Genomic DNA, 20,349 nt, shown 5'->3' on the forward strand with positions numbered 1-20,349 from the left:
CAAACGCCCGATCCGCGCTATCATCACCTTTCCGGCGGCCCCCAGACGGCCCAGCCGTGACGATCCGCCAGCGACAGGAGGATGCGATGGCCAAGACCCCATTCGACCGTGAACGCAGCATCGGCAGCGGCAGGCTGCGCGCTTTTACCGTGAAAGAGCGCGAATCGGGCCTGCACCCGACCATCCTGATCCTGCATCGCCGCCCGCATCAGCGCAGCCAGCAGGACAGCCGCAAGCTGGGCGAATATGCCCGCATCGCGCGCGGCTGGCAGGTCTAACCCCCCTCGATTTCCGGCAGCACCCGCGCCCAGACCTTCCGCATCAGCCCCGGCAGGTCGCGGGACGCAAATTCCGGGCGCGGCAGCCAAGAACCGCGCGCCGCATTGGCAGGCGCAGGCAGCAGCGCCAGATGCACCTGCAGGCGCAGCGCGAAATGGGTGAAGACATGCTCGACCGGCTCCAGCATCTGCCACTCGGCCATCAGCGGCGCCGGGCTGTCGCTGTTGTCCCAGCCGGTCGAGGGGAAGGCGAGCGTGCCGCCCAGCAGCCCCTTGGGCGGGCGCCGCTCCAGCAGGATCAGATCCGGCGTCAGCGCCACCCAGGCGGTGCCGATGCGCTGCGGCTTGGCGGGCTTGGGGCTGCGGCGGGGCAGTTCGGGCGCGATGCCGGCGCGGAACGCCGCGCACATCGCGTTCAGCGGACACAGCGCGCAGGCCGGGTTGCGCGGGGTGCAGATCGTGGCCCCCAGATCCATCATCGCCTGCGCGAAATCCCCCGGCCGGGTCTGCGGCGTCAGCGTCGCGGCCAGCCGGGTCAGTTCCGGCTTGGCAGCGGGCAGCGGGGTTTCGACCGCGAACAGCCGCGCAACCACACGTTCGACATTGCCATCGACCACGGTCTCGGGCTGGTCAAAGGCGATCGCCGCAATCGCGGCCGAGGTATAGGGACCGATCCCCGGCAGGGTCATCAGCGCGGTCCGGTCCTGCGGAAACCCGCCCTGCGCCACCACCTGCCGCGCGCAGGCCAGCAGGTTGCGGGCGCGGGCGTAATAGCCAAGCCCCGCCCATTCCGCCATCACCTGCGCGTCATCGGCGGCGGCCAGCGCCTCGACCGTCGGCCACAGCGCGGTAAAGCGCAGGAAATAGGCCCGCACCGCCGCCACCGTGGTCTGTTGCAGCATGATCTCGGACAGCCAGACGCGATACGGATCGGCCCGCCCGCCCCCCGGCGGCACCCGCCAGGGCAGGCTGCGGGCGTGGCGGTCATACCAGGCCAGCAGGGCGGGGGCGACTTCACGCATGGTTCACGGCTTTTTTGCCCCCTCTGACTGGCATAAGATGCGCAGCTTGATACAGTCGGTCCGTTCTTACCCGCGAGGCATCGCATGTCACAGCCCCCCCGCAGATCGCGCGGCTTTCGTCAGGCCTCGAGCCTGCTGGCCAGCCAGATCCGCCGCGCCGCCGAGGGGCGGGGCTTTGCCGTGGCCCGCCTGCTGACCCATTGGCCCGAGATCGCCGGCCCGGATATCGCCGCCAAGGCGCGTCCGGTCAAGGTCAGCCACCCGCGCAGCGGCTTTGGCGCGACGCTGACGCTGCTGACCACCGGTCCTTATGCGCCGCTGCTGGAAATGCAGCTTCCCGTCCTGCGCGAACGGGTGAACGCCTGCTATGGCTATAACGCCATCGCCCGCATCACCGTGACCCAGACTGCCGTGTCGGGCTTTGCCGAGGGGCAGGCGGTGTTCGATGCCGCCCCCAAGCCTGCCGCCCCTGCGGTCCCCGATGCCCAGATCCAGCAACAGGCGGCGCGCATCGCCGCCGATATCGACGATCCCGCACTGCAGGCCGCCATCGCGCGTCTTGCGGCGCTGAAACTGGTCCGCGCGGCCAAACCCAACCGAAAGGCCCCTTGATGAGCTTCGATTTCCGCCGCTTCCTGTCCGTCTCGCTGATTTCCGCCGCAATGGCGCTGCCCGTGACGGCGCAGACCGCGCCGCAACCGGCCGACACCCCGGCCGACGCCGCTGCCGCCCAGCCGCAGATCCAGCCCGACCTGTTTCTGGGGGCCGAGGACGCGCCGCTGACGATCTATGAATATGCCAGCTATACCTGCCCGCATTGCGCGAATTTCCATCAAGAGAACCTGCCCAAGCTGAAGGCCGAATATATCGACACCGGCAAGGTCCGCTTCGCGCTGCGCGATGTCTATTTCGATCAGGTGGGCCTCTGGGCCGGGATTCTGGCCCGCTGCGACAGCGACAAGTTCTATCCCGTCGCTGGTCTGCTGATGGAGGAGCAGTCCGACTGGCTGGGCGCCCAGAACAGTCAGGATCTGGTCGCCAATCTGCGCAAGATCGGTGCCAAGGTTGGGATGACCGGCGACCAGATGGATGCCTGCTGGAACGATCAGGCGCAGGTCGCCAATCTGGTCGCGACCTTCCAGCAGAATGCCGAGGCCGACAAGATCAACGCCACCCCGACCTTCATGATCGGCGGCGAGCAGGTCGAGAACATGGCCTGGGACCAGCTCAAGGCGCGGATCGACGGAAAACTGGCCGAGGCCGAAGCCGCAGCCCCGGCGGCCCAGTGATGACGCCGCTCGCCGGGTTGAAGGTGGTCGAACTGGCGCGGATTCTGGCGGGCCCCTGGGCCGGCCAGATCCTCGCCGATCTGGGCGCCGAGGTGATCAAGGTCGAGGCGCCCGAGGGCGACGACACCCGCCGCTGGGGTCCGCCCTTCATCGAGCGTGAGGGCGACCGCAGCGCCGCCTATTTCCACGGCACCAATCGCGGCAAGACCTCGGTCACCGCCGATTTCCGCACGCCCGAGGGGCAGCAGAAGGTCCGCGACCTGATCGCCGACGCCGACATCCTGGTCGAGAATTTCAAGGTCGGCGGGCTGGCGAAATATGGCCTCGATTTCGTCAGCCTGTCCGCGCTGAACCCGCGGCTGATCTATTGCAGCGTCACCGGCTTTGGCCAGACCGGCCCCTATGCCCATCGCGCGGGCTATGACTTTATCATCCAGGGCATGTCCGGGCTGATGAGCGTCACCGGCGAGCCCTCGGGCCAGCCGCAAAAGGTCGGCGTGGCCGTCACCGACATCTTTACCGGCATCTATGCCGCGACGGCGATCCTTGCCGCCGTCGAGATGCGCCACCGCACCGGGCGCGGGCAGCATATCGACATGGCGCTGATGGATGTGGCCGTGGCGATCATGGCCAATCAGGCGATGAACTATCTGGCGACCGGGCAGGCGCCGGTGCGGATGGGCAACGCGCATCCGAACCTTGTGCCCTACGCGGTCTTCGACTGCGCCGATGGCTGGATCATCATCGCGACCGGCAATGACGCGCAATACCGCCGGCTGTGTCAGGTTCTGGGCCTGCCGGCGCTGGCCGAGGCACCCGATTATGCCACCAATGCCGACCGCATCCGCAACCGTGAGGCGCTGACCGCCGCGCTGTCGGCGGTGACGCGGGGGATGCAGCGCGACGATCTGCTGGCCGCGCTCGAAGCGGAGGGCGTGCCCGCCGGGCCGATCAACGACATGCAGGACGTCTTTGCCGACCCGCAGGTGATCGCGCGCCAGATGCAGATCACGCCCGAGGGCGTCCCCGGCGTCCGCCTGCCGGTGGTGTTTTCCGAGGCCGAACTCGCCACCGACCGCGCCTCGCCCCGGCTGGGGCAGGGGGATGCGGGCGAGGGCAGCGAGGGGTGAGGGCTGGCCTGCCGTCAGAGCAAGCCTTTGACCCCGCGTCGACCTGACCGGCTAGGCTGACAGCCCCGCCAGCAGGGGCTGCAGCACCGCGTCCAGCATCGCCTCGTCCTCGAACGCCAGCCGCACGGGCAGGGCCAGCACCTCGCGGCGGAAGTCGTAGGGCAGGCGCACCGCGTCCTTTTCCGTGGTCACAAGCTGGGCGCCGGTCAGGCGCGCTTCGGTCGTCAGGCGTTGCAGAATCGCGGGGGTGAAGGGCTGGTGGTCGTCCAGCGCCTCGGCCCGGATCAGATCGGCGCCCAGATCGCGCAGCGTGGCAAAGAATTTCTCGGGGTGGCCGATACCCGCAAAAGCCAGCACGCGGTGGCCCTGCCAGTCGATGCCGGTCTGCAGCGGCTTCAGCGCCCCGCGCAGATGCGGCAGGTCCAGCGCTGCGCCCCATTCGCGCTGAAACCGCGCCTGCATCTGCGGCCCGCCGATCGAGATCACCGCATCCGCCCGCGCCAGCCCCGCCTCGACCGGCTCGCGCAGGGGGCCGGCCGGGATGCACAGCCCGTTGCCGAAGCCCTTGGCGGCATCCACCACGACCAGCGCCAGATCATGCGCCAGCGCGGGGTCCTGGAACCCGTCATCCAGCAGAATCACCTGCGCCCCGTCATCCGCCGCCGCCTGCGCGCCCGCGAGCCGGTCATCGGCGACCCAGACCGGGGCAAAGGCCGACATCAGCAGCGGCTCGTCGCCGGTTTCGGCGGCGCTGTGGCGGCGTTCATCGACCCGGGTGGGGGCGGTCAGCGAGCCGCCATAGCCGCGGCTGACGATCTGGGGCGCGATCCCCTTGGCCTGCAGATATTGCGCCAGCGCGATCACGGTGGGGGTCTTGCCGGTGCCGCCTGCGTTCAGATTGCCGACGCAGATCACCGGCACGCCGACCCGCGCCCGCCCGGCCTCGGCCCCGCGCGCCAGCCGCCGCGCGGTGGCAGCGGCATATAGCGCCCCCAGCGGCCGCAGCGCCTGGGCGCGCGGGCCGGGCTTGCGCCGGAACCAGAAGCCGGGGGCGCGGCGGCTCATGTCTCGGCCCCCAGAATCGTGTCGCGGACGGCATGGGCGATGCGGTTCGCCACCCCCGCGCCGCCGGTCGAGACGGACCACGCATTGGCCGCGATCAGCGCCGCCTGATCGGCCGCCAGCATCGCCACCACCGCCTGCGCCAGCCCGGCCGCATCCTCGACCCGCCGCGCGGCCCCGGCCCCGTCCAACTGCCCCCATTCCGCCGCGAACGGCCCGTCATGCGGCCCGTGGATCGCGGCCGAACCAAGGGCCGCGGCCTCGAACGGGTCGCGCGCGGCCTCGGTCGGGCCAGCCAGCGTGGTGCCGAAAAAGCAGGAGGGCGACAGCCGATACCACAAGCCAAGCTCGATCAGATCGTCGACCAGATAGACATTCACCTCATCCGCCGGGTCTTCGTCCAGGCTGCGCTGCGCCACGGTCAGCCCGGCCTCGGCCATGCGGGCGGCCATGGCGGCGCTGCGGCGGGGATCGTCGGGAAGCGCGATCAGCATTGCGCGGTGACTGTGGCGCAGCAGGGTCAGCTGCGCCTCGATCACGGCGTCCTCCTCGGCCTCGGTGACGCTGACGGCGAGCCAAAGCTGCCGGCCCTTGAACGCCTCGGCCAAGGCGGCGCGTTCGGTTTCCAGATGCTTCAGCGGCTCGCGGATCTGGGTGATCGGGCCGGTGACCTCGATCCGTTCTGGGCTCGCGCCCATTTCCAGCGCGGCGCTGCGGCTGACGGTGTCGGGCAGCAGCAGCAGCGTCAGTTGCGACAGGACCGAGGGCCGCCCGATGCCCAGGGCGGAAAAGCCCCAGCCCCGGCGCGGGGGTTGCAGCCGCGTCTCGGCCAGGATCACCGGCAGGTCGCGGGCCAGCGCGGCCTCGATCAGCGGGCGGGGCAGGTCAGCGCCGATCAGCAGCAGCGCCTGCGGGTTCATCGCGTCCAGCTGCGCCTCGGCCAGCGGGCCGGTCTGGGCGTTGTCGGGCACGGCCGAGATGCCGCGCGTCGACAGGTCGGGCGGCGGGCCTTGGGCGCGGCTGACGGCGATCTGCAAGCCGCGCCGCCGCAACTGCATCAGCAGATGCTTGACGGTGGCGGGCAGGGCGGCGTCGCGCCCCTCGGGAATCTCGGTCCCCAGCCGCAGCCAGACCAGCGGCCCGTCGCCCGAAGGCAGCGGCATCCGGGGCGCGGCAGGGGGGCGCGCCGCGGCGGGCGCGTCCAGCAGGCGCTGCCACCACCCCGCAGGGCTTGGGCCGGACGCCTGCGTCACGCCTAGATGCCCAGTTCGGCGGTGGGGCTGGTCTCGCGCCCCTCATCCATCAGGCGGTGCAGGTGGGCGATGAAATAGCGGGTCTGCGCGCTGTCCACGGTGCGCTGCGCCGCGCCCTTCCACGCCGCATGGGCCGAGGCAAAGTCGGGGAACACGCCGACCACGTCGATTTTCGAGGTGTCGCGGAATTCGGTGCCTTCGATGTCGGTCAACTCGCCGCCAAATACCAGATGCAGTCGCTGAGTCATCGGAATCGTCCTTTCGTGATCGCCGGTCTGTCGCTGGCGCGGACACTAATTCGGCGGCTGGCCCGACGCAATCACGGCCTCGGCGCGGTTGATCGCCGCAGCGATCAGCGCGGGCACGCCGTCGGCCAGCCCGATGGGCGGCAGGCAGGGCCCGTCAAAGCCCGCTTCGGCCAGCCCCTGCGGGATGTCTTCCAGCACATGTTCGGCCTGCGTGGCGAAGAAGGGCAGCGCGATCGCCTGCGGCCCGATGTCGCGGGCGGCGTCGGTCAGGAAGGGCGCTTCCTCGATATAGCCGGTCACGACCTTGCCCAGCCGCAGCCGCAGCAATTCGGCCATCGCCTCGGTCCCCTTGGCCGAGCCGCGCGCCCGCTGCGAGCCATGCGCGATCAGCAGCAGCGTCGCCTGCGAGGTCTGCCAGCCCTGCGCCGCCGCGGCCTCGGCGATCTGGCTCATGCACAGCGCGGGCAGGGTGGGATCAAGCCCGAAAGGCGCGTGAATCCGGGCATTTGCGGCCCCGGCGGCGGCCAGACGGCGGGGCAGTTCGGTGCCGGTGAACCAGCCGGCCGCCATGAACATCGGATAGACCAGCGCATCGGGCGCGCGGGCGACCGCATCCTCGAGCGCGCCGGGCTGCGCCAGCGTCGCCCCGATCACCTGCCGCCCCGACACCTGCGCCACGCGGTCGGCCAGTGCCTCGACCGCCTGTTGCTGCGGGCCGGGGTCCGAGGGCTGGCCGTGAGAGACGATGATGGTGGGGGTCATGATACTGGCATCCGGCTGGCGATGGGATTAGGTCTCGGACCCGTAACAGACCACGCCACGCGCGCGACCACAAGAAGGGGCTCTCATGTCGGGTTGGGCCGAGTTCATCATCGCCTTCGCGGCCTTCATGGCGGCGCATGTCATCCCCATGCAACCAAGGCTGAAATCGGGGCTCATCGCGGCCCTCGGCCGGGGCGGCTATATCGCCGCCTTCAGCGCGCTGTCGCTGGGGTTGCTGTGGTGGCTGCTGATGGCGTCGGGCCGCGCGCCCTATGTCGAGATCTGGCCGCAGGCCGAGTGGCAGCGCTGGCTGGCCAATCTGGCGGTGCCGGCGGCGGTGCTGCTGACGACGCTGGCGATCGGGGCGCCGAACCCGTTCTCGTTCGGTGGCAAGGCGCAGGGCTTCGACCCCGAGCGGCCGGGCATCATCGGGCTGACGCGGCATCCGCTGATGTGGGCCTTCGCGCTGTGGGCGGGGGCGCATCTGCTGGCCAATGGCGATCTGGCCCATGTGATCCTGTTCGGGTTGCTGTTCCTGTTCGCGCTGACCGGGATCTGGGCGGCCGAGGGGCGGGCGCGGCGCAACCTGCCCGATTTCGCGCGGCTGGCGGCGCATAGCTCGGTCTGGCCGGGGGCGGCGCTGCTGGATGGGCGCTGGCGGCCGCGCGGGCCGCTGCCCTGGCTGCGGCTGGGGGTGGGGTGCTGATCTGGGCGGCGCTGCTGCATCTGCACCCGCCGCTGATCGGCGTGTCGCCGCTGCCCTAGCTGCGGAACTCGGGCGGGATGCGGTCCTGCCCGTCGATGGCGAGATCGGCGATCATCCCGGCCAGCACCGGGGCCATGCCGAAGCCGATCTTGAAGCCGCCATTCAGCACGAACTGCCCCGCGCGCCCCGGCCACGGCCCCAGCAGCGGCGCGCGCGAGCGGGCACGGGGCCGGATTCCCGCCCAGCGTTCCAGCACCGGCGCATCGGCCAATGCCGGACAGGTCGCGCGGGCGCGGGCGATCACGTCGTCAAGCTGCGCGTCGACGTGGTCATGGGTGTATTCGTTCTCGGAGGTCGAGCCGACGCCCACCGTCCCGTCGGCATGCGGCACGACATGCAGCCCCTCGGCATAGACCTGCGGCGCGTCGGGCGCGGCGAAGCCAAGGCTGGCGCTTTGGCCCTTGACCCCCTGACCCTGCTTGCGGCCAAGATCGTTGCCCAGCATCGCCAGCCCCTCGGCACCGGTGGCCCAGATCGTGGGGGCGGGGACGTCATCGGGGTGCGCGGCCTTACCGCAGATGATCTCGCCGCCCTGCGCGCGGATCGCGGCGGCCAGCGCCTGACAGGCCAGCCGGGGCGAGAGGCGGGCCGACAGATCGTCCTGCAGCCACCAGCCATCGGGGCTGTCCGGCACCAGATCGCCGCCCGGTCGGGTCTGGGTCAGCCACATCCGCGCCTGCCCCTGCCAGTTGCGGGCGGCCCCCTCGATCCGCTGGCGCAGCCGGTCCAGATCGCCACGCGCCACCGCCTGCACGCGGCCCTGGCGGGCATAGCCGGGGTCGCAGCCGCCGGTCTGGGCGACGCCGTCCCAGAACCCTCGCGCCGCCAGCAGGCTGTCGAGCTGCACCTGCTTCTTGCGGTTCCAGCTATCCGGCGCATGGGGCGCCAGCGCCCCGACCGTGCCGCCCGACGATCCGGCGCCGATCCCGCGCGCCTCGATCACTTGGACCGGGTGGCCCCGCCGCGCGATCTCATATCCCGCCGCCAGCCCGAAGATGCCGGCGCCGATTACCGTGATGCTTGTCATTCGCCGCCCCTTTCGCCACTGCTGCCGCAAGGGGACCAGTTAGACCGCATGACCGAGCAGGACCAGACACCGCAGCTGAATTGGCGGGACGGAGGCATCCCCGTCTCGACCCGTTTCGACGATCCGTATTTCAGCCTCGCCGGCGGGCTGGCCGAGGCGGGGCATGTGTTTCTGGCCGGCAACGATCTGCCCGCCCGGCTGCGTCCCGGCTTTCATGTCGCCGAGCTGGGATTTGGCACCGGGCTGAACCTGCTGGCCTTGGCGCAGGTCGCCCGCGCGCCGATCCGCTTCACCAGTTTCGAGGCGTTTCCGATGTCGCAAGCCCAGCTTGCGCAGGCCCATGACGCCTTCCCCGAACTGGCCGAGGCCAGCGCCGCCCTGCGCGCGGGCTATCCGGCCCGCCGCTTTCGCGTCGGTTCGGTCGAGGCCGAGGTGATCATCGGTGACGCCCGCGACACCCTGCCGGCATGGCAGGGCCGGGCGGATGCGTGGTTTCTGGACGGCTTCGCCCCGGCCCGGAACCCGGAACTGTGGGGCGAGGGCCTGATGGCCGAGGTCGCCCGCCACACCGCGCCGGGCGGCACCTTCGCCACCTATACCGCCGCCGGCCATGTCCGCCGCGCCCTTCAGGCTGCCGGCTTCGAGGTCACCCGCACACCTGGCCATGCCGGCAAGCGACATATGAGCCGGGGTCGGCTGGCGTAGGTGGTTCTACAGGGTGTCCGGGAGGTCCGGGGCAGGGGTCAAAGCCGCCTCTGGCAATGTCGCTGCATCTGTGGCCGAGGGTTCATCTGTCGCTGCGTCCGTTCCGCTGCGGTCCCGCTCTGACGTGTCGGTGCCGAGCGAGTCCGATCCTGCTGCGCCGGTCAGATCGCTGTCCGGCCCTGCCTCTGCCTCCATGCCGTTCGGTCTCGGCGACTCCGCCTCCACATCCTGCGGCACGGCTGCGCCACTTGCCTCCGCGTCAGGCGCGAGCGTTTCCTCACCCGCGTCAGCCTCACGAGTCCCCGCCGCCCCGGCGGCCTCTGGCTCTGCGCCCTCCGCTTCTGCCCCCATCGCGACCGTGCCCGGACGCGGGGTGGGACGCGTTGGCGGCGCCTCGCCGGGCTCGGTAAAGCGGGCGGCGGCGGCAGAGAGCGGGGTGCCGGGGCGCGGCGGGATCAGCGAGCGGGTCAGCACCTCTTTCAGCGTCTGCACCGGCTTTGGCGGCGGCGGGATGAAGCCGTCGCCGGTCAGGTCGCGCGTCGGCGTGGGCGCGACGGGGGCGCCGGTGATGCGGGCGCGATAGACCGGCAGCGCCTCGGTCACGCGCATGACATAGTTGCGGGTCTCGTCAAAGGGGATCATCTCGACCCAGTCCACCGGATCGGCGCCGCCGCGAATGTCGCCGAACCGCTCGGTCCACTGCCGCGAGCGTCCCGGCCCGGCATTGTAGCCCGCCGCGACCAGTGCCGAGGACGGGCCGAAGCGGTCGCGCAGCGTCGTCAGATAGGCCGTGCCCAGCCGCGCATTATACAGCGCGTCGCGCGTCAGCCGCGCGCGGTCGTAATCCACGCCCAGCTTGCGGGCCATCTGCTCGGCCGTGCCGGGCATGAGCTGCATCAGCCCCAAGGCCCCGGCATGGGACGAGACACCGTGATTGAACTCGGATTCCTGACGCGAGATGGCCATGACCAGTTCCGGCGGCAGGTCCAGCCCCTCGACCTCGAGCCCGGTCAGCGGGAAATAGGCGGCGGGATAGACCACGCCGCGCCCGGCCGCGCGCTTGGCGAGGCGCAGCGCGTGCCAGGGATAGTGCATCTCGAGTGTCAGCCGCGCCATGCGGCCGATATCCTCGGGCGGGGCGGTTTCGGACAGATGCAGGAAAAACCGCTGCCCCAGATCGGGCTGACCGGCGGCAAAGGCCCAGACCCCGGCCTGAAAGACGGTGTTCTCGCGCAGATCGGCGTGGCGCCATTGCGGCAGCGCGGCCTCGGCCCGGCCGGGGATCGACAGGTCGGGGTCGGGGGGTGCGCCGATGCGTTCGGCGGCCAACTGGCCGTAATAGCTGGACTGCATCCCCGCCGCCGCCTGATAGGCCGCCATCGCGGCATCAAGGTCGCCCGCCGCGTCATGCGCCCGGCCCTGCCAGTACAGCGCGCGCGATTGCGACACGACGCCGGTGCTGCCATCGGCGAGATGGGTGAAATGACGCAGCGCGCGGTCGGGCGCACCGCCGCGCAGGGCGGCATAGCCGGCGAGGAACTCCAGATCGGCAAAAGCCTCGCTGCCGGGCGGCAGGTGATGGGGCGCGGCGATGGCCTCGGCCGCGGCCCAGTCGCCGTCGCGCAGGCTGGCGCGGGCATAGTCGCGCCGCGCCCCGGCCCAGATCTCGGGCCGGCGCAGCGTTTCGGCCGAGGTGGATTGCGCCAGCATCAGCTCTTGCGCCAGATCGTGCCGCTTGGCCTGCATGCGCCAGCGGAAGCGGTCCATGGCAAGGCCGGGATCGTCGCGGGCGGGCTGCGGCAGGGAAAGGATCAGCGCGTCGGCGCCGCTCTGCCGCGCTTGCGTGGCGATGCGGGCCTGCGCCAGCGGCCGCGCCTCGGCGCTGATCCGGGGCAGGGCGGATTGCGCGGCCTGCCACTCTCCCTGATCCAGCAGCGCAAAGATGCGGCTGTCGGCGTCGTCGATCAGCGCGCGATGGGCGGTCAGAAAGGCGGTTTCCTCGTCCGGCGTCATCTTGAGCGTGGTCCAGGCGCGGTTGGCCTCGGCCCGGGCGGCGGGGAGGTCGTCACCGAGCGCCGCGATCAGCGCCGTTGCCCCGCGCGCGGTCTGCGGCAGGCGGCCCGCGAACAGCGCGCGCACATCCTCGTGCCGGGGTGCTGCGGGCAGCCTGGCCTCGGCCTGCAGCATCAGCAGATCGAGGCCGGGCCAGTCGCCGTGATCGCGGAGAAAGGCCAGATAATCCGCAAACTCGCCCTGACCGGCCCGCAGCGCGTGCCACGCCACCATCTGCTCCGCCAGCGGCCCGGACCGCGCCGCCGCCGCGCGCGCGGCGTCCCAGTTGCCCGCGCCCGCCGCGTCAAGGGCGGCGGCAACGTCGGTCAGCGATTCCGCCCGCGCCGGGGCCTGCCAGCCGGCCAGCGCGATCAGCCCGGCCAGCATCAGTTTCTGCATCCGTGTCATCATCGCGCCAGTCTGCGGCGGGGCCTTGCCACCTGCAAGACACATCCTTGGCAAATCGGCCTGCCGGGGCTAGTGTCCGCCCAGTTTTGCAATCTTCCGCGACAGGAACCTCTCATGTTCAAAGGCTCGATGCCGGCCCTCGTCACCCCGTTCACGCCCGAGGGAGAACTTGACCTGGACACGCTGAAAACCTTTGTCGAATGGCAGATCGATCAGGGCAGTCACGGGCTGGTGCCCTGCGGCACGACCGGCGAATCCCCGACACTGAGCCATGAGGAAGACCGCGCCGTCGTCCGCCAGGTGGTCGCCGCCGCCGATGGCCGGGTGCCGGTGATCGCGGGGGCGGGGTCGAACTCGACCCGCGAGGCGATCGGGCTGTCGCAGCACGCGCAGACCGCGGGCGCCGATGGGTTGCTGATTGTCACGCCCTATTACAACAAGCCCACGCAGGCCGGGCTGGTGGCGCATTTCACCGCCATCCACGACGCGACGACGCTGCCGATCATCATCTACAACATCCCCGGCCGCTCGGTCGTGGACATGACCCCCGCCACCATGGGCGAGCTGGCGCAGCTGCCGCGCATCGCCGGCGTCAAGGACGCGACCGGCCGGTTGGAGCGGGTGAGCGAGCAGCGCATGACCTGCGGCGAGGATTTCATCCAGCTTTCGGGCGAGGACGCGACCGCGCTTGGCTTCAACGCCCATGGCGGGGTCGGCTGCATCAGCGTGACCGCGAATGTGGCGCCCAAGCTGTGCGCGGATTTCCAGCAGGCGATGCTGGACGGCGAATGGGGCAAGGCGCTGGAGTTGCAGGGCAAGCTGATGCCGCTGCACATCGCGCTGTTCATCGAGCCGGGGCTGGTGGCGGCGAAATACGCGCTGACCAAGCTGGGCATCGGGACCGAGCGCGTGCGCCTGCCGCTGCTGGGGCTGACGCAGGCGACCAAGATCCGCATCGACGACGCCATGCGTCATGCCGGTCTGATCTGATCCGCCGATCGCACGCGAAGAACCGCGCGGCCTTATACGGGCAGCGCGGTTTTTTCCCGCCGGGTTCAGTCGCCGTCGCTTAGCAGCCGGTGGTCGGCGCCGTCATCCATCAGGCTGGGCGCGTCCGACAGCGTGGCCCAGGGCGCGCCGGTGCCGGTCGGGGGCAGATCCTCGGGACGCCAATACAGATGGATGTTGGTCTTGGCGATCATCAGCCCGGTCAGCGGCGAGGTCAGGAAGATGAACAGCGTGATCAGCAGCTCGTGATAGCTGAGCCCGTCGCGGAAATAGCCGTTATACAGCATCGAGGCCAGCAGCACCCCGCCCACCCCCAGCGTGGCGGATTTCGTGGGCGCGTGCAGGCGGGTCATCGGCTCGGGCAGCTTGACCAGCCCGTAAGAGCCGACGAAGCCGAAGAACCCGCTGATGACCAGCAACGCCGAGATGAGGATTTCGACCAGCAGTTCCATGAGCGCCCCCTATTCGATGATGTCGCCGCGCAGGATGAACTTGGCATAGGCGACGGTCGAGACGAAGCCCATCATGGCGAACAGCAGCGAGGCCTCGAAATACATGGTCGTGCCCTCCATCACGCCGTAAAGCGCCAGCACCGCCAGCATGTTGATGGTCATGGTGTCCAGCGCGAGGATGCGGTCGGTGACGCCGGGCGCGAAGACCACGCGATACAGGTTGAACAGCAGCGCGATGCCAAAGCAGCTGAAGGCAAAGACGAGTGCATAATCGATCATGCAAAAATCTCCTTCAGGCGGGATTCATAGCGTGACTTTATCTCGCGCACGACGCTGTCGGGGTCGGGCGCGTGCAGGCAATGGACGAGCAGGGCGTGGCCGTCCTCGGACAGGTCGCAGCTGACGGTGCCGGGGGTCAGGGTGATGGTCCCGGCCAGCACGGTGATCGCCTCGGGCGAGCGCAGTTCCAGCGGGACGGCGATCCAGGCGGGCTGCAGTTGCGAGTTGGGCTTGAACAGCACGATCTTGGCGACGTCGATATTGGCGCCGATGATGTCCCACAGCACCAGCAGGAAATAGCTGAAATAGCGCCAGGGCCGGCGCAGTGCGGTGTCGGCCGGCCAATAGGGCGCGATCAGCAGCGGCAGGGCCACGGCGATGATGATGGCAAAGACCAGCGAGCCCCAGCGGAAATCATTGACCAGCAGCAGCCAGACCACGACCAGCAGCAGCGACAGCACGGCATGGGGCAACAGGCGTTTCATGGCCGCGCTCCTTCCTGATGGACCAGCACCGACTGAAAATAGGGGCCGGGGTCGAACAGCTGGTCGGCAATCGCCTCGGTCATGCGCAGCGCGGGCGCGGCCAGCAGGGTCAGCGCCACCAGCCCGGCCAGCAGCAGCCCGGTCGCGGCGAAACCCAGCGCCGGGGACACCGCGTCGCCGATGTCCTGAATCTGCTCGTCCGGTTCCAGTTTGGGCAGGATCGGGCCGTTATGTTCGCGCCCGTGGTGGTCGGAGTGGTGCCGGGCCTCTTGCTGCAACTGGAAGGGCTTCCAGAACAGGGTCGAACCGGCGCGGGCGAAGCCCAGGATGGCGAACAGCGAGGTGATCAGGATGGTGGCCCAGATGCCCACCCACCACGGATCGGCCCGCGTCGCGTCCAGCACCAGCAGCTTGCCGAGAAAGCCCGACAGCGGCGGCATCCCGGCCACGGCCACCGTCGCGGCAAAGAACATCGCCGCGATCAGCCCGCTATCGGCGATGCGCGGGCGCACCGACAGCCACAGGTTCCCGCCGCGCCGCTGCGCGACCATGTCGCTGATCAGAAACAGCGCCCCTGCCGACAGGGTCGAGTGCATCAGATAGTAAAGCGCGGCCGAGATCCCCTCGGGCGTGAACATCGACACCGCGACGATCAGCGTCCCGATGGACGCAATCGCCGCCATCGCCGCCACCCGTCCCAGATGCCGCCCGCCCAGAATCCCGATCTGGCCCACGACCAGCGTCACCAGCGCCGCCGGCAGCAGCATGTCGGCCACGATGCTGCCGATCACCGATTCAGCCGGGAAGATCAGCGTATAAAAGCGGATGATCGCATAGACGCCGACCTTGGACATGATCGCGAACAGCGCCGCCACCGGGCCGGGTGCGTTGCCATAGGTCGAGGGCAGCCAGAAATGCAGCGGCACCAGCGCCGCCTTGATGGCGAAGACCAGCATCAGCAGCACGGCGCCGGTCCGCACCAGCGCGGTATCCTCGGGCGGGATCTCGGCCACGCGCAGCGCCATGTCGGCCATGTTCAGCGTCCCGGTGACGGCATAGAGCGTCCCCAAGGCGGCCAGAAACAGCGCCGAGCCCATCAGGTTGATGACCACATATTGCACGCCCGCGCGCAGCCGCAGCCCGCCGCCGCCATGGATCATCAGCCCGTATGAGGCGATCAGCAGCACCTCGAAAAAGACGAACAGGTTGAAGGCGTCGCCGGTCAGGAAGGCGCCCATCAGCCCCATCAGCTGGAACTGCCACAGCGCATGGAAGTGCCAGCCCTTGCGGTCCCAGCCCGAGCCGATGGCGTAAAGCTGCACCGACAGCGCCAGAAACGAGGTCAGCACCAGCATCAGCGCCGCCAGCCGGTCCAGCATCAGCACGATGCCAAAGGGCGCGGGCCAGTTGCCCAGGCGATAGACAAAGATCTCGCCGCCGCTGGCATGCAGCGCCAGATACAGCGACACGCACAGCAAAACCGCCGTGCCTGCGGTCGAAAAGACGCGCTGCAGCAGCAGGTCGTGACGCATCCACAGGATGATCAGGCCGCCCATCATGGCGGGCAGGACGACGGGGGCGATGATGAAATGGCTCATCTGCGCTTCCCGTTCTCGTGGCGGTCGCCTTCGGGCATGTCGATGTAATCGTCCCCGCCTTCCAGAAACGCCCCCAGCGACAGCAGCACCACGACCGCCGTCATCCCGAACGAGATCACGATCGCCGTCAGAGTCAGCGCCTGCGGCAGCGGGTCGGTATAGAGCATGGGCGAGATGTCGCCATTGGCCTGCAGGATCGGCGGCTTGTCGATGGCCAGCCGGCCCGACACGGCGACGAACAGGTTGATCGCATAGGACAGCATGGTCATGCCGATGATGACCGGGAACGTCCGCAGCCGCAGCACCAGATAGATGCCAGAGGCGCTCAGCGCTCCGATGGCGATTGCAACAAGAGCTTCCATCACTGCGCCTCTGTCACGGTTCGGGACGGATCGACGTCCATCGGTTCGATATTGACCGGCGCCCCTGTCCGGCGCGCGATCCGCGACAGCGAGTTCAGCGCCAGCATCACCGCGCCCAGCACGCACAGGAAGACCCCCAGATCAAAGGCCATGGCGGTCGCCAGCTCGAACTTTTCGATCAGCGGCAGCTTCACATAGCCATAGGTCGAGGTCAGGAAGGGCAGCCCGAACAGCCACGCGCCCACCCCCGTCGCCGCCGCGACCAGCACGCCCGCGCCGATCAGCGCGTGGAAGGGCACCCGCTGGCGTTCCTGCGCCCAGGCAAAGCCCGAGGCCATGTATTGCATCAGCAGCGCGATGGCGACGATCAGCCCGGCGATGAAGCCGCCGCCCGGCTCGTTATGCCCGCGCAGGAAGATGAACAGCCCCACGGTCAGCGAGATCGGCAGGATCAGCCGCGTCGCCACCACCAGCATCAGCGGATGGCGGTCGCCGGCGCGACGCTGGTCGTGGCGCCAGTTGGTCAGCCGGCGGGCGGAACTGCCGGTCAGCAGCGTCTCGGTCATGGCAAAGATGACCAGCGCGGCGATGCCCAGAACGGTGATCTCGCCAAAGGTATCATAGCCCCGGAAGTCGACCAGGATCACGTTGACCACATTGGTCCCGCCGCCCTGGGTATAGCTGTTGGCCAGCAGATAGTCCGAAATCGTGCCGAGGTCGAAATCGCTGCGCAGGATGACATAGGACAGCCCCGCCATGCCCAGCCCGACCATTGCCGCGATCAGCGCATCGGCGCCGCGCCGGACGGCGCCGGTCTCGACCCAGGTGCGTTTGGGCAGGAAGTTCAGCGCCAGCAGCATCAGCATCACCGTCACCACCTCGACCGAGATCTGGGTCAGGGCCAGATCGGGGGCCGAGATATAGACAAAGGCGCAGGACACGATCAGCCCGACAATGCCGATCAGCACCAGCGCGAGGATGCGGTTGCGGTGGAAGGCCACGACGCAGCCGGTGGCCACGATCAGCAGCACGAAGCCGATGAAGGGCACGGTCGAAATCGGCAGCATGGGGCGGCTGTGGGGCGGGGCGATCCCGGTGATCCAGGCCAGCCCGCCGGCCGCGACGGCGGTGACCGACATCATCGCCGCGCCGCGCGCCAGCCGGCCGTCATGCAGCGCTGTATCCAGCGTCTGCGCGATCGACACCGCGTGGCCCACCAGCCAGTCGAAGATGACCTTCGCCTCGGGCCGGGGCGCCGCGTCCCAGGCGCGTTGCAGCGGCGCGTGGATCGCCACCAGCAGCGCCCCCACCGTGACCGCCACGATCGAGGCGATCAGCGCCGGATTGACCCCGTGCCACATCTGGATATGCGGATCGGTCGGCATCCCCGTCACCGCATCGGCCGAGGCGCGGACCAGCCAGCCGACCATGGTCATCGGCATCAGCCCGATCAGCACCACCAGCGCCACCAGCACGGCGGGTCCGAACAGCAGCCCCGGCCCGGCCTCGTGCGGGGTCTCGGGATAGGTTTCGCGCGTCGGGCCCATATAGACCTGCCAGATGAAGCGCAGCGAATAGGCCACCGAAAAGATCGAGGCAAAGCCCGCGATCAGGAAGAACAGGTTGTCGGTGCCGAACCACTGGGTGCCGGCGGCCTCTTGCAGCATCATCTCTTTCGACAGAAACCCGTTCAGCGGCGGGATGCCGGCCATGGACAGCGCCGCCAGCGTGCCGATCAGGAAGGTCGCGGGCATCAGCGCCCGCAGCCCGCCCAACAGCCGGATCGAGCGGGTGCCGGTGCCGTGGTCGATGATGCCCGCGATCATGAACAGTGACGCCTTGAAGGTAGCGTGGTTGATGATGTGGAACACCGCCGCAATGGCCCCGGCCTTGGTGCCCAGACCCAGCAGCATGGTGATCATGCCCAGATGGCTGACGGTCGAGAAAGCCAGCAGCGCCTTGAGGTCGTCCTTGAACAGCGCGATCACCGCGCCGATCAGCATGGTCGCCAGCCCGGTGGTGGCGACGATGTGGAACCACTCGGTCGTGCCGGCCAGCACCGGCCACAGCCGCGCCATCAGGAACAGCCCCGCCTTGACCATCGTGGCCGAGTGCAGATAGGCCGAGACCGGCGTCGGCGCGGCCATCGCATGCGGCAGCCAGAAATGGAACGGGAACTGCGCCGATTTGGTAAAGGCCCCGGTCAGGATCAGCAGCAGCGCCGGCAGATACAACGGCGAGGCCTGCACCAGATCGCGCGCCGCCAGGATCTCGCTGATCCGGTAGCTGCCGGCGATCTGGCCAAGGATCAGCATCCCCCCGATCATCGCCAGCCCCCCCATCGCCGTCACCGTCAGCGCCATGCGCGCCCCCTGACGGCCATCGGGGAGGTGCTTCCAATAGCCGATCAGCAGGAATGACGACAGCGAGGTCAGCTCCCAGAAGATCAGCAAAAGCAGGATGTTGTCGGACAGCACGATGCCCACCATCGCGCCCTGGAACAGCATCAGATAGGTCAGGAACTGGCCCACCGGGTCTTCCCGGTCGAGGTAATAGCGGGCATAGATGATGATCAGCAGACCGATGCCCAGGATCAGCATGGCAAACAGCAGCGCCAGCCCGTCGATGCGAAAGCTGATGTCCAGCCCAAGCCGCGGGATCCAGGAATAATGCGCGGTGATGGTGTCGCCATCCAGCACGCCGGGGATGTGCAGGCACAGCCCGATCAGCGCCAGCAAGGTCAGCGTCCCGCAGGACGTCGCCGCGACATTGCGCCCCGAACGGATCAGCAGCCCGGGCAGCAATGCGCCCAGAAACGGCAGCGCGGCGATCAAGGCTGGCGACATCGGTCCTCCACCGTCAGACTTGGAGTTGTGTCGGGGATGGGCGCGCGGGAGTCAAGCAACGCCGCGCCGCGAAAACGACCCCTTTCCCGATGTTCGCGCTTCGTGCTAGCGTCGCCAAAACAAAAGGCAAAGGGCAGGGCATGAGGGTTCTGGGCATCGATCCGGGGTTGCAGAACATGGGCTGGGGGGTCATCGAAATCGACGGCCCACGGCTGCGGCATATCGCGAACGGCACGGTGCGGTCGGGGACCGGACCCTTGGGCGGGCGGCTGCTGCGGCTGTATCAGGGCCTCTGCGCGGTGATCGTGACACACGCGCCGACGGTGGCGGCGGTCGAACAGACCTTTGTCAACAAGGACGCCGCCGGCACGCTGAAACTGGGGCAGGCGCGCGGCATCGCCCTGCTGGCCCCGGCCGAGGCTGGGCTCGAGATCGGGGAATACGCCCCCAACGCGGTCAAGAAGGCCGTGGTCGGCGTCGGCCATGCGGCCAAGGAACAGGTGCAGCACATGGTCCGCCACCAGCTTCCCGGCGTCTGTTTCGGCGGGCCGGACGCCGCCGACGCGCTGGCCATTGCCATCTGCCACGCCCATCACCTGCAATCGCGCGCCATCCGCATCAAGGTGCGGGCATGATCGGCCGCATCGCAGGCGTGATCCTGCACCGCGCGCCCGATCATGTGCTGATCGACGTGCGCGGCGTGGGCTACCTGGTCCATATCAGCGAGCGCACCGCCGCCAGCCTGCCCCCGGTCGGGCAGGCCGCCGCGCTGTATACCGAGCTTCTGGTGCGCGAGGATCTGCTGCAGCTGTTCGGGTTCACCTCGCTGCTGGAAAAGGAATGGCACCGGCTGCTGACCTCGGTTCAGGGGATCGGGGCCAAGGCGTCGCTGGCGCTGCTGGGCACGCTGGGGGCCGAGGGGCTGGCCCGCGCGATCACGCTGGGCGACTGGGCCGCGGTGCGAAAGGCGCCGGGGATCGGGCCCAAGCTGGCGCAGCGGGTGGTGCTGGAGCTGAAGGACAAGGCGCCCTCGGTCATGGCGATGGGCGGCGCGCTGACCGTCGATGCCGGCGCCGCGCTGATCGAGCCCACCGAGGCCGGTGCCCCCGATCTGCCGGCCGCCCCCGCGCCCCGCGCCGCGCCCCTTTCCAGCAGCGCCGCGACCCAGTCCGAGGCGCTGTCGGCACTGACCAATCTGGGGTATAACCCGTCCGAAGCCGCCGGCGCGGTCGCCGCTGCCGCGCAGGCCCATCCCGATGCCGCCACGGCCGCGCTGATCCGCGTCGCGCTGCGATCACTGGCCCCCAAGGAGTAGAC

22 protein-coding genes are annotated in these 20,349 nt (G+C 69.4%); 9 read left to right on the plus strand and 13 right to left on the minus strand.

From position 1 onward, the window contains the following. Window positions 1-86 precede the first annotated feature (86 nt). Window positions 87-278: a hypothetical protein gene (locus tag CYR75_RS14730; RefSeq protein ID WP_101500723.1), complete on the plus strand. Its 192-nt coding sequence runs from the start codon at window positions 87-89 to the stop codon at window positions 276-278. Here CYR75_RS14730 and mutY read toward each other — a convergent pair. Further along, window positions 275-1,300, minus strand: coding sequence for an A/G-specific adenine glycosylase (gene mutY / locus CYR75_RS14735; RefSeq protein ID WP_101500724.1), 1,026 nt, complete (start codon window positions 1,298-1,300; stop codon window positions 275-277). The two genes, CYR75_RS14730 and mutY, sit on opposite strands and share 4 nt — an antisense overlap. An 84-nt stretch (window positions 1,301-1,384) precedes the next feature. On the opposite strand from mutY, the gene CYR75_RS14740 reads away from it, so the two are divergent. Genes CYR75_RS14740 through CYR75_RS14750 form a run of 3 tightly spaced genes read left to right on the plus strand, consistent with a single transcriptional unit; the run spans window position 1,385 to window position 3,719 of the window. After that, on the plus strand, window positions 1,385-1,912 hold the full coding sequence (locus CYR75_RS14740; protein ID WP_101500725.1) for a DUF721 domain-containing protein: 528 nt from the start codon (window positions 1,385-1,387) through the stop codon (window positions 1,910-1,912). Next, window positions 1,912-2,589, plus strand: a complete 678-nt coding sequence (locus tag CYR75_RS14745) for a DsbA family protein (protein ID WP_101500726.1) — start codon at window positions 1,912-1,914, stop codon at window positions 2,587-2,589. Before CYR75_RS14740 ends, CYR75_RS14745 begins: the two co-directional genes overlap by 1 nt. Continuing rightward, entirely contained in the window at window positions 2,586-3,719 is a 1,134-nt protein-coding gene (locus CYR75_RS14750; RefSeq protein WP_101500727.1) for a CaiB/BaiF CoA transferase family protein, read from the plus strand. The genes CYR75_RS14745 and CYR75_RS14750 overlap by 4 nt, the downstream gene beginning before the upstream one ends. A 51-nt stretch (window positions 3,720-3,770) precedes the next feature. On the opposite strand, the gene lpxK is transcribed toward CYR75_RS14750, so the two are convergent. The 4 genes from lpxK to CYR75_RS14770 all read right to left on the minus strand — a co-directional run bounded on the left by lpxK (window position 3,771) and on the right by CYR75_RS14770 (window position 7,044). Beyond that, a complete protein-coding gene (gene lpxK, locus CYR75_RS14755) occupies window positions 3,771-4,784 on the minus strand; it encodes a tetraacyldisaccharide 4'-kinase (protein WP_101500728.1) in 1,014 nt (337 codons plus the stop codon). Continuing rightward, window positions 4,781-5,944, minus strand: a complete 1,164-nt coding sequence (locus CYR75_RS14760; RefSeq protein ID WP_101500729.1) for a 3-deoxy-D-manno-octulosonic acid transferase — start codon at window positions 5,942-5,944, stop codon at window positions 4,781-4,783. The genes lpxK and CYR75_RS14760 overlap by 4 nt, the downstream gene beginning before the upstream one ends. A 92-nt stretch (window positions 5,945-6,036) precedes the next feature. Continuing rightward, window positions 6,037-6,282 (minus strand): DUF4170 domain-containing protein, encoded by a 246-nt coding sequence (locus tag CYR75_RS14765; RefSeq protein ID WP_101500730.1) that lies wholly within the window; start codon window positions 6,280-6,282, stop codon window positions 6,037-6,039. A 45-nt stretch (window positions 6,283-6,327) separates the two neighbouring features. Next, a complete protein-coding gene (locus CYR75_RS14770) occupies window positions 6,328-7,044 on the minus strand; it encodes a CbiX/SirB N-terminal domain-containing protein (RefSeq protein WP_101500731.1) in 717 nt (238 codons plus the stop codon). Between the two features lie 85 nt (window positions 7,045-7,129). On the opposite strand from CYR75_RS14770, the gene CYR75_RS14775 reads away from it, so the two are divergent. Continuing rightward, window positions 7,130-7,750 carry an NnrU family protein gene (locus tag CYR75_RS14775; protein ID WP_225972764.1) on the plus strand — a complete coding sequence of 207 codons (621 nt, stop codon included), beginning with the start codon at window positions 7,130-7,132 and terminating at the stop codon, window positions 7,748-7,750. A 55-nt stretch (window positions 7,751-7,805) separates the two neighbouring features. On the opposite strand, the gene CYR75_RS14780 is transcribed toward CYR75_RS14775, so the two are convergent. Continuing rightward, the gene (locus CYR75_RS14780; RefSeq protein ID WP_101500732.1) at window positions 7,806-8,837 is read right to left on the minus strand and encodes an NAD(P)/FAD-dependent oxidoreductase; all 1,032 of its coding nucleotides are present in this window, start codon (window positions 8,835-8,837) and stop codon (window positions 7,806-7,808) included. A 48-nt stretch (window positions 8,838-8,885) separates the two neighbouring features. Here CYR75_RS14780 and mnmD point away from each other — a divergent pair, with 48 nt between their 5' ends. After that, window positions 8,886-9,542: a tRNA (5-methylaminomethyl-2-thiouridine)(34)-methyltransferase MnmD gene (mnmD, locus tag CYR75_RS14785; RefSeq protein ID WP_101500733.1), complete on the plus strand. Its 657-nt coding sequence runs from the start codon at window positions 8,886-8,888 to the stop codon at window positions 9,540-9,542. Between the two features lie 6 nt (window positions 9,543-9,548). On the opposite strand, the gene CYR75_RS14790 is transcribed toward mnmD, so the two are convergent. After that, window positions 9,549-12,005, minus strand: a complete 2,457-nt coding sequence (locus CYR75_RS14790) for a lytic transglycosylase domain-containing protein (RefSeq protein ID WP_158644677.1) — start codon at window positions 12,003-12,005, stop codon at window positions 9,549-9,551. A gap of 111 nt (window positions 12,006-12,116) precedes the next feature. Here CYR75_RS14790 and dapA point away from each other — a divergent pair, with 111 nt between their 5' ends. Further along, window positions 12,117-12,992, plus strand: coding sequence for a 4-hydroxy-tetrahydrodipicolinate synthase (gene dapA, locus CYR75_RS14795; protein WP_101500734.1), 876 nt, complete (start codon window positions 12,117-12,119; stop codon window positions 12,990-12,992). Between the two features lie 65 nt (window positions 12,993-13,057). Here dapA and CYR75_RS14800 read toward each other — a convergent pair whose 3' ends face one another. The 6 genes from CYR75_RS14800 to CYR75_RS14825 are packed head-to-tail and all read right to left on the minus strand — an operon-like array spanning window position 13,058 to window position 19,032. Then, window positions 13,058-13,462 carry a Na+/H+ antiporter subunit G gene (locus tag CYR75_RS14800; RefSeq protein ID WP_192876663.1) on the minus strand — a complete coding sequence of 135 codons (405 nt, stop codon included), beginning with the start codon at window positions 13,460-13,462 and terminating at the stop codon, window positions 13,058-13,060. A gap of 9 nt (window positions 13,463-13,471) precedes the next feature. Then, window positions 13,472-13,741: a K+/H+ antiporter subunit F gene (locus tag CYR75_RS14805; RefSeq protein ID WP_101500735.1), complete on the minus strand. Its 270-nt coding sequence runs from the start codon at window positions 13,739-13,741 to the stop codon at window positions 13,472-13,474. Beyond that, window positions 13,738-14,226 (minus strand): Na+/H+ antiporter subunit E, encoded by a 489-nt coding sequence (locus CYR75_RS14810; protein ID WP_101500736.1) that lies wholly within the window; start codon window positions 14,224-14,226, stop codon window positions 13,738-13,740. The genes CYR75_RS14805 and CYR75_RS14810 overlap by 4 nt, the downstream gene beginning before the upstream one ends. Then, window positions 14,223-15,824, minus strand: coding sequence for a monovalent cation/H+ antiporter subunit D (locus tag CYR75_RS14815; protein WP_101500737.1), 1,602 nt, complete (start codon window positions 15,822-15,824; stop codon window positions 14,223-14,225). Before CYR75_RS14815 ends, CYR75_RS14810 begins: the two co-directional genes overlap by 4 nt. Beyond that, a complete protein-coding gene (locus CYR75_RS14820; protein WP_101500738.1) occupies window positions 15,821-16,186 on the minus strand; it encodes a Na+/H+ antiporter subunit C in 366 nt (121 codons plus the stop codon). Before CYR75_RS14820 ends, CYR75_RS14815 begins: the two co-directional genes overlap by 4 nt. After that, a complete protein-coding gene (locus CYR75_RS14825) occupies window positions 16,186-19,032 on the minus strand; it encodes a monovalent cation/H+ antiporter subunit A (RefSeq protein WP_101500739.1) in 2,847 nt (948 codons plus the stop codon). Before CYR75_RS14825 ends, CYR75_RS14820 begins: the two co-directional genes overlap by 1 nt. Before the next feature lie 140 nt (window positions 19,033-19,172). Here CYR75_RS14825 and ruvC point away from each other — a divergent pair, with 140 nt between their 5' ends. Both ruvC and ruvA read left to right on the plus strand, forming a co-directional pair. Next, on the plus strand, window positions 19,173-19,667 hold the full coding sequence (ruvC, locus tag CYR75_RS14830; protein ID WP_101500740.1) for a crossover junction endodeoxyribonuclease RuvC: 495 nt from the start codon (window positions 19,173-19,175) through the stop codon (window positions 19,665-19,667). Beyond that, window positions 19,664-20,347 (plus strand): Holliday junction branch migration protein RuvA, encoded by a 684-nt coding sequence (gene ruvA / locus CYR75_RS14835; RefSeq protein WP_101500741.1) that lies wholly within the window; start codon window positions 19,664-19,666, stop codon window positions 20,345-20,347. Before ruvC ends, ruvA begins: the two co-directional genes overlap by 4 nt. Window positions 20,348-20,349 lie beyond the last annotated feature (2 nt).

This window comes from Paracoccus jeotgali (assembly GCF_002865605.1).
Lineage (GTDB): Bacteria > Pseudomonadota > Alphaproteobacteria > Rhodobacterales > Rhodobacteraceae > Paracoccus > Paracoccus jeotgali.

Excerpts from the sequence above, each read along its gene's own strand:
- CYR75_RS14730 (WP_101500723.1), top strand. The coding sequence starts at position 87 with ATGGCCAAGACCCCATTCGACCGTGAACGCAGCATCGGCAGCGGCAGG.
- mutY (WP_101500724.1), bottom strand. The coding sequence starts at position 1,300 with ATGCGTGAAGTCGCCCCCGCCCTGCTGGCCTGGTATGACCGCCACGCC.
- CYR75_RS14740 (WP_101500725.1), top strand. The coding sequence starts at position 1,385 with ATGTCACAGCCCCCCCGCAGATCGCGCGGCTTTCGTCAGGCCTCGAGC.
- CYR75_RS14745 (WP_101500726.1), top strand. The coding sequence starts at position 1,912 with ATGAGCTTCGATTTCCGCCGCTTCCTGTCCGTCTCGCTGATTTCCGCC.
- lpxK (WP_101500728.1), bottom strand. The coding sequence starts at position 4,784 with ATGAGCCGCCGCGCCCCCGGCTTCTGGTTCCGGCGCAAGCCCGGCCCG.
- CYR75_RS14760 (WP_101500729.1), bottom strand. The coding sequence starts at position 5,944 with ATGCCGCTGCCTTCGGGCGACGGGCCGCTGGTCTGGCTGCGGCTGGGG.
- CYR75_RS14765 (WP_101500730.1), bottom strand. The coding sequence starts at position 6,282 with ATGACTCAGCGACTGCATCTGGTATTTGGCGGCGAGTTGACCGACATC.
- CYR75_RS14770 (WP_101500731.1), bottom strand. The coding sequence starts at position 7,044 with ATGACCCCCACCATCATCGTCTCTCACGGCCAGCCCTCGGACCCCGGC.
- CYR75_RS14775 (WP_225972764.1), top strand. The coding sequence starts at position 7,130 with ATGTCGGGTTGGGCCGAGTTCATCATCGCCTTCGCGGCCTTCATGGCG.
- CYR75_RS14780 (WP_101500732.1), bottom strand. The coding sequence starts at position 8,837 with ATGACAAGCATCACGGTAATCGGCGCCGGCATCTTCGGGCTGGCGGCG.
- mnmD (WP_101500733.1), top strand. The coding sequence starts at position 8,886 with ATGACCGAGCAGGACCAGACACCGCAGCTGAATTGGCGGGACGGAGGC.
- CYR75_RS14790 (WP_158644677.1), bottom strand. The coding sequence starts at position 12,005 with ATGATGACACGGATGCAGAAACTGATGCTGGCCGGGCTGATCGCGCTG.
- dapA (WP_101500734.1), top strand. The coding sequence starts at position 12,117 with ATGTTCAAAGGCTCGATGCCGGCCCTCGTCACCCCGTTCACGCCCGAG.
- CYR75_RS14800 (WP_192876663.1), bottom strand. The coding sequence starts at position 13,462 with ATGGAACTGCTGGTCGAAATCCTCATCTCGGCGTTGCTGGTCATCAGC.
- CYR75_RS14805 (WP_101500735.1), bottom strand. The coding sequence starts at position 13,741 with ATGATCGATTATGCACTCGTCTTTGCCTTCAGCTGCTTTGGCATCGCG.
- CYR75_RS14810 (WP_101500736.1), bottom strand. The coding sequence starts at position 14,226 with ATGAAACGCCTGTTGCCCCATGCCGTGCTGTCGCTGCTGCTGGTCGTG.
- CYR75_RS14815 (WP_101500737.1), bottom strand. The coding sequence starts at position 15,824 with ATGAGCCATTTCATCATCGCCCCCGTCGTCCTGCCCGCCATGATGGGC.
- CYR75_RS14820 (WP_101500738.1), bottom strand. The coding sequence starts at position 16,186 with ATGGAAGCTCTTGTTGCAATCGCCATCGGAGCGCTGAGCGCCTCTGGC.
- CYR75_RS14825 (WP_101500739.1), bottom strand. The coding sequence starts at position 19,032 with ATGTCGCCAGCCTTGATCGCCGCGCTGCCGTTTCTGGGCGCATTGCTG.
- ruvC (WP_101500740.1), top strand. The coding sequence starts at position 19,173 with ATGAGGGTTCTGGGCATCGATCCGGGGTTGCAGAACATGGGCTGGGGG.
- ruvA (WP_101500741.1), top strand. The coding sequence starts at position 19,664 with ATGATCGGCCGCATCGCAGGCGTGATCCTGCACCGCGCGCCCGATCAT.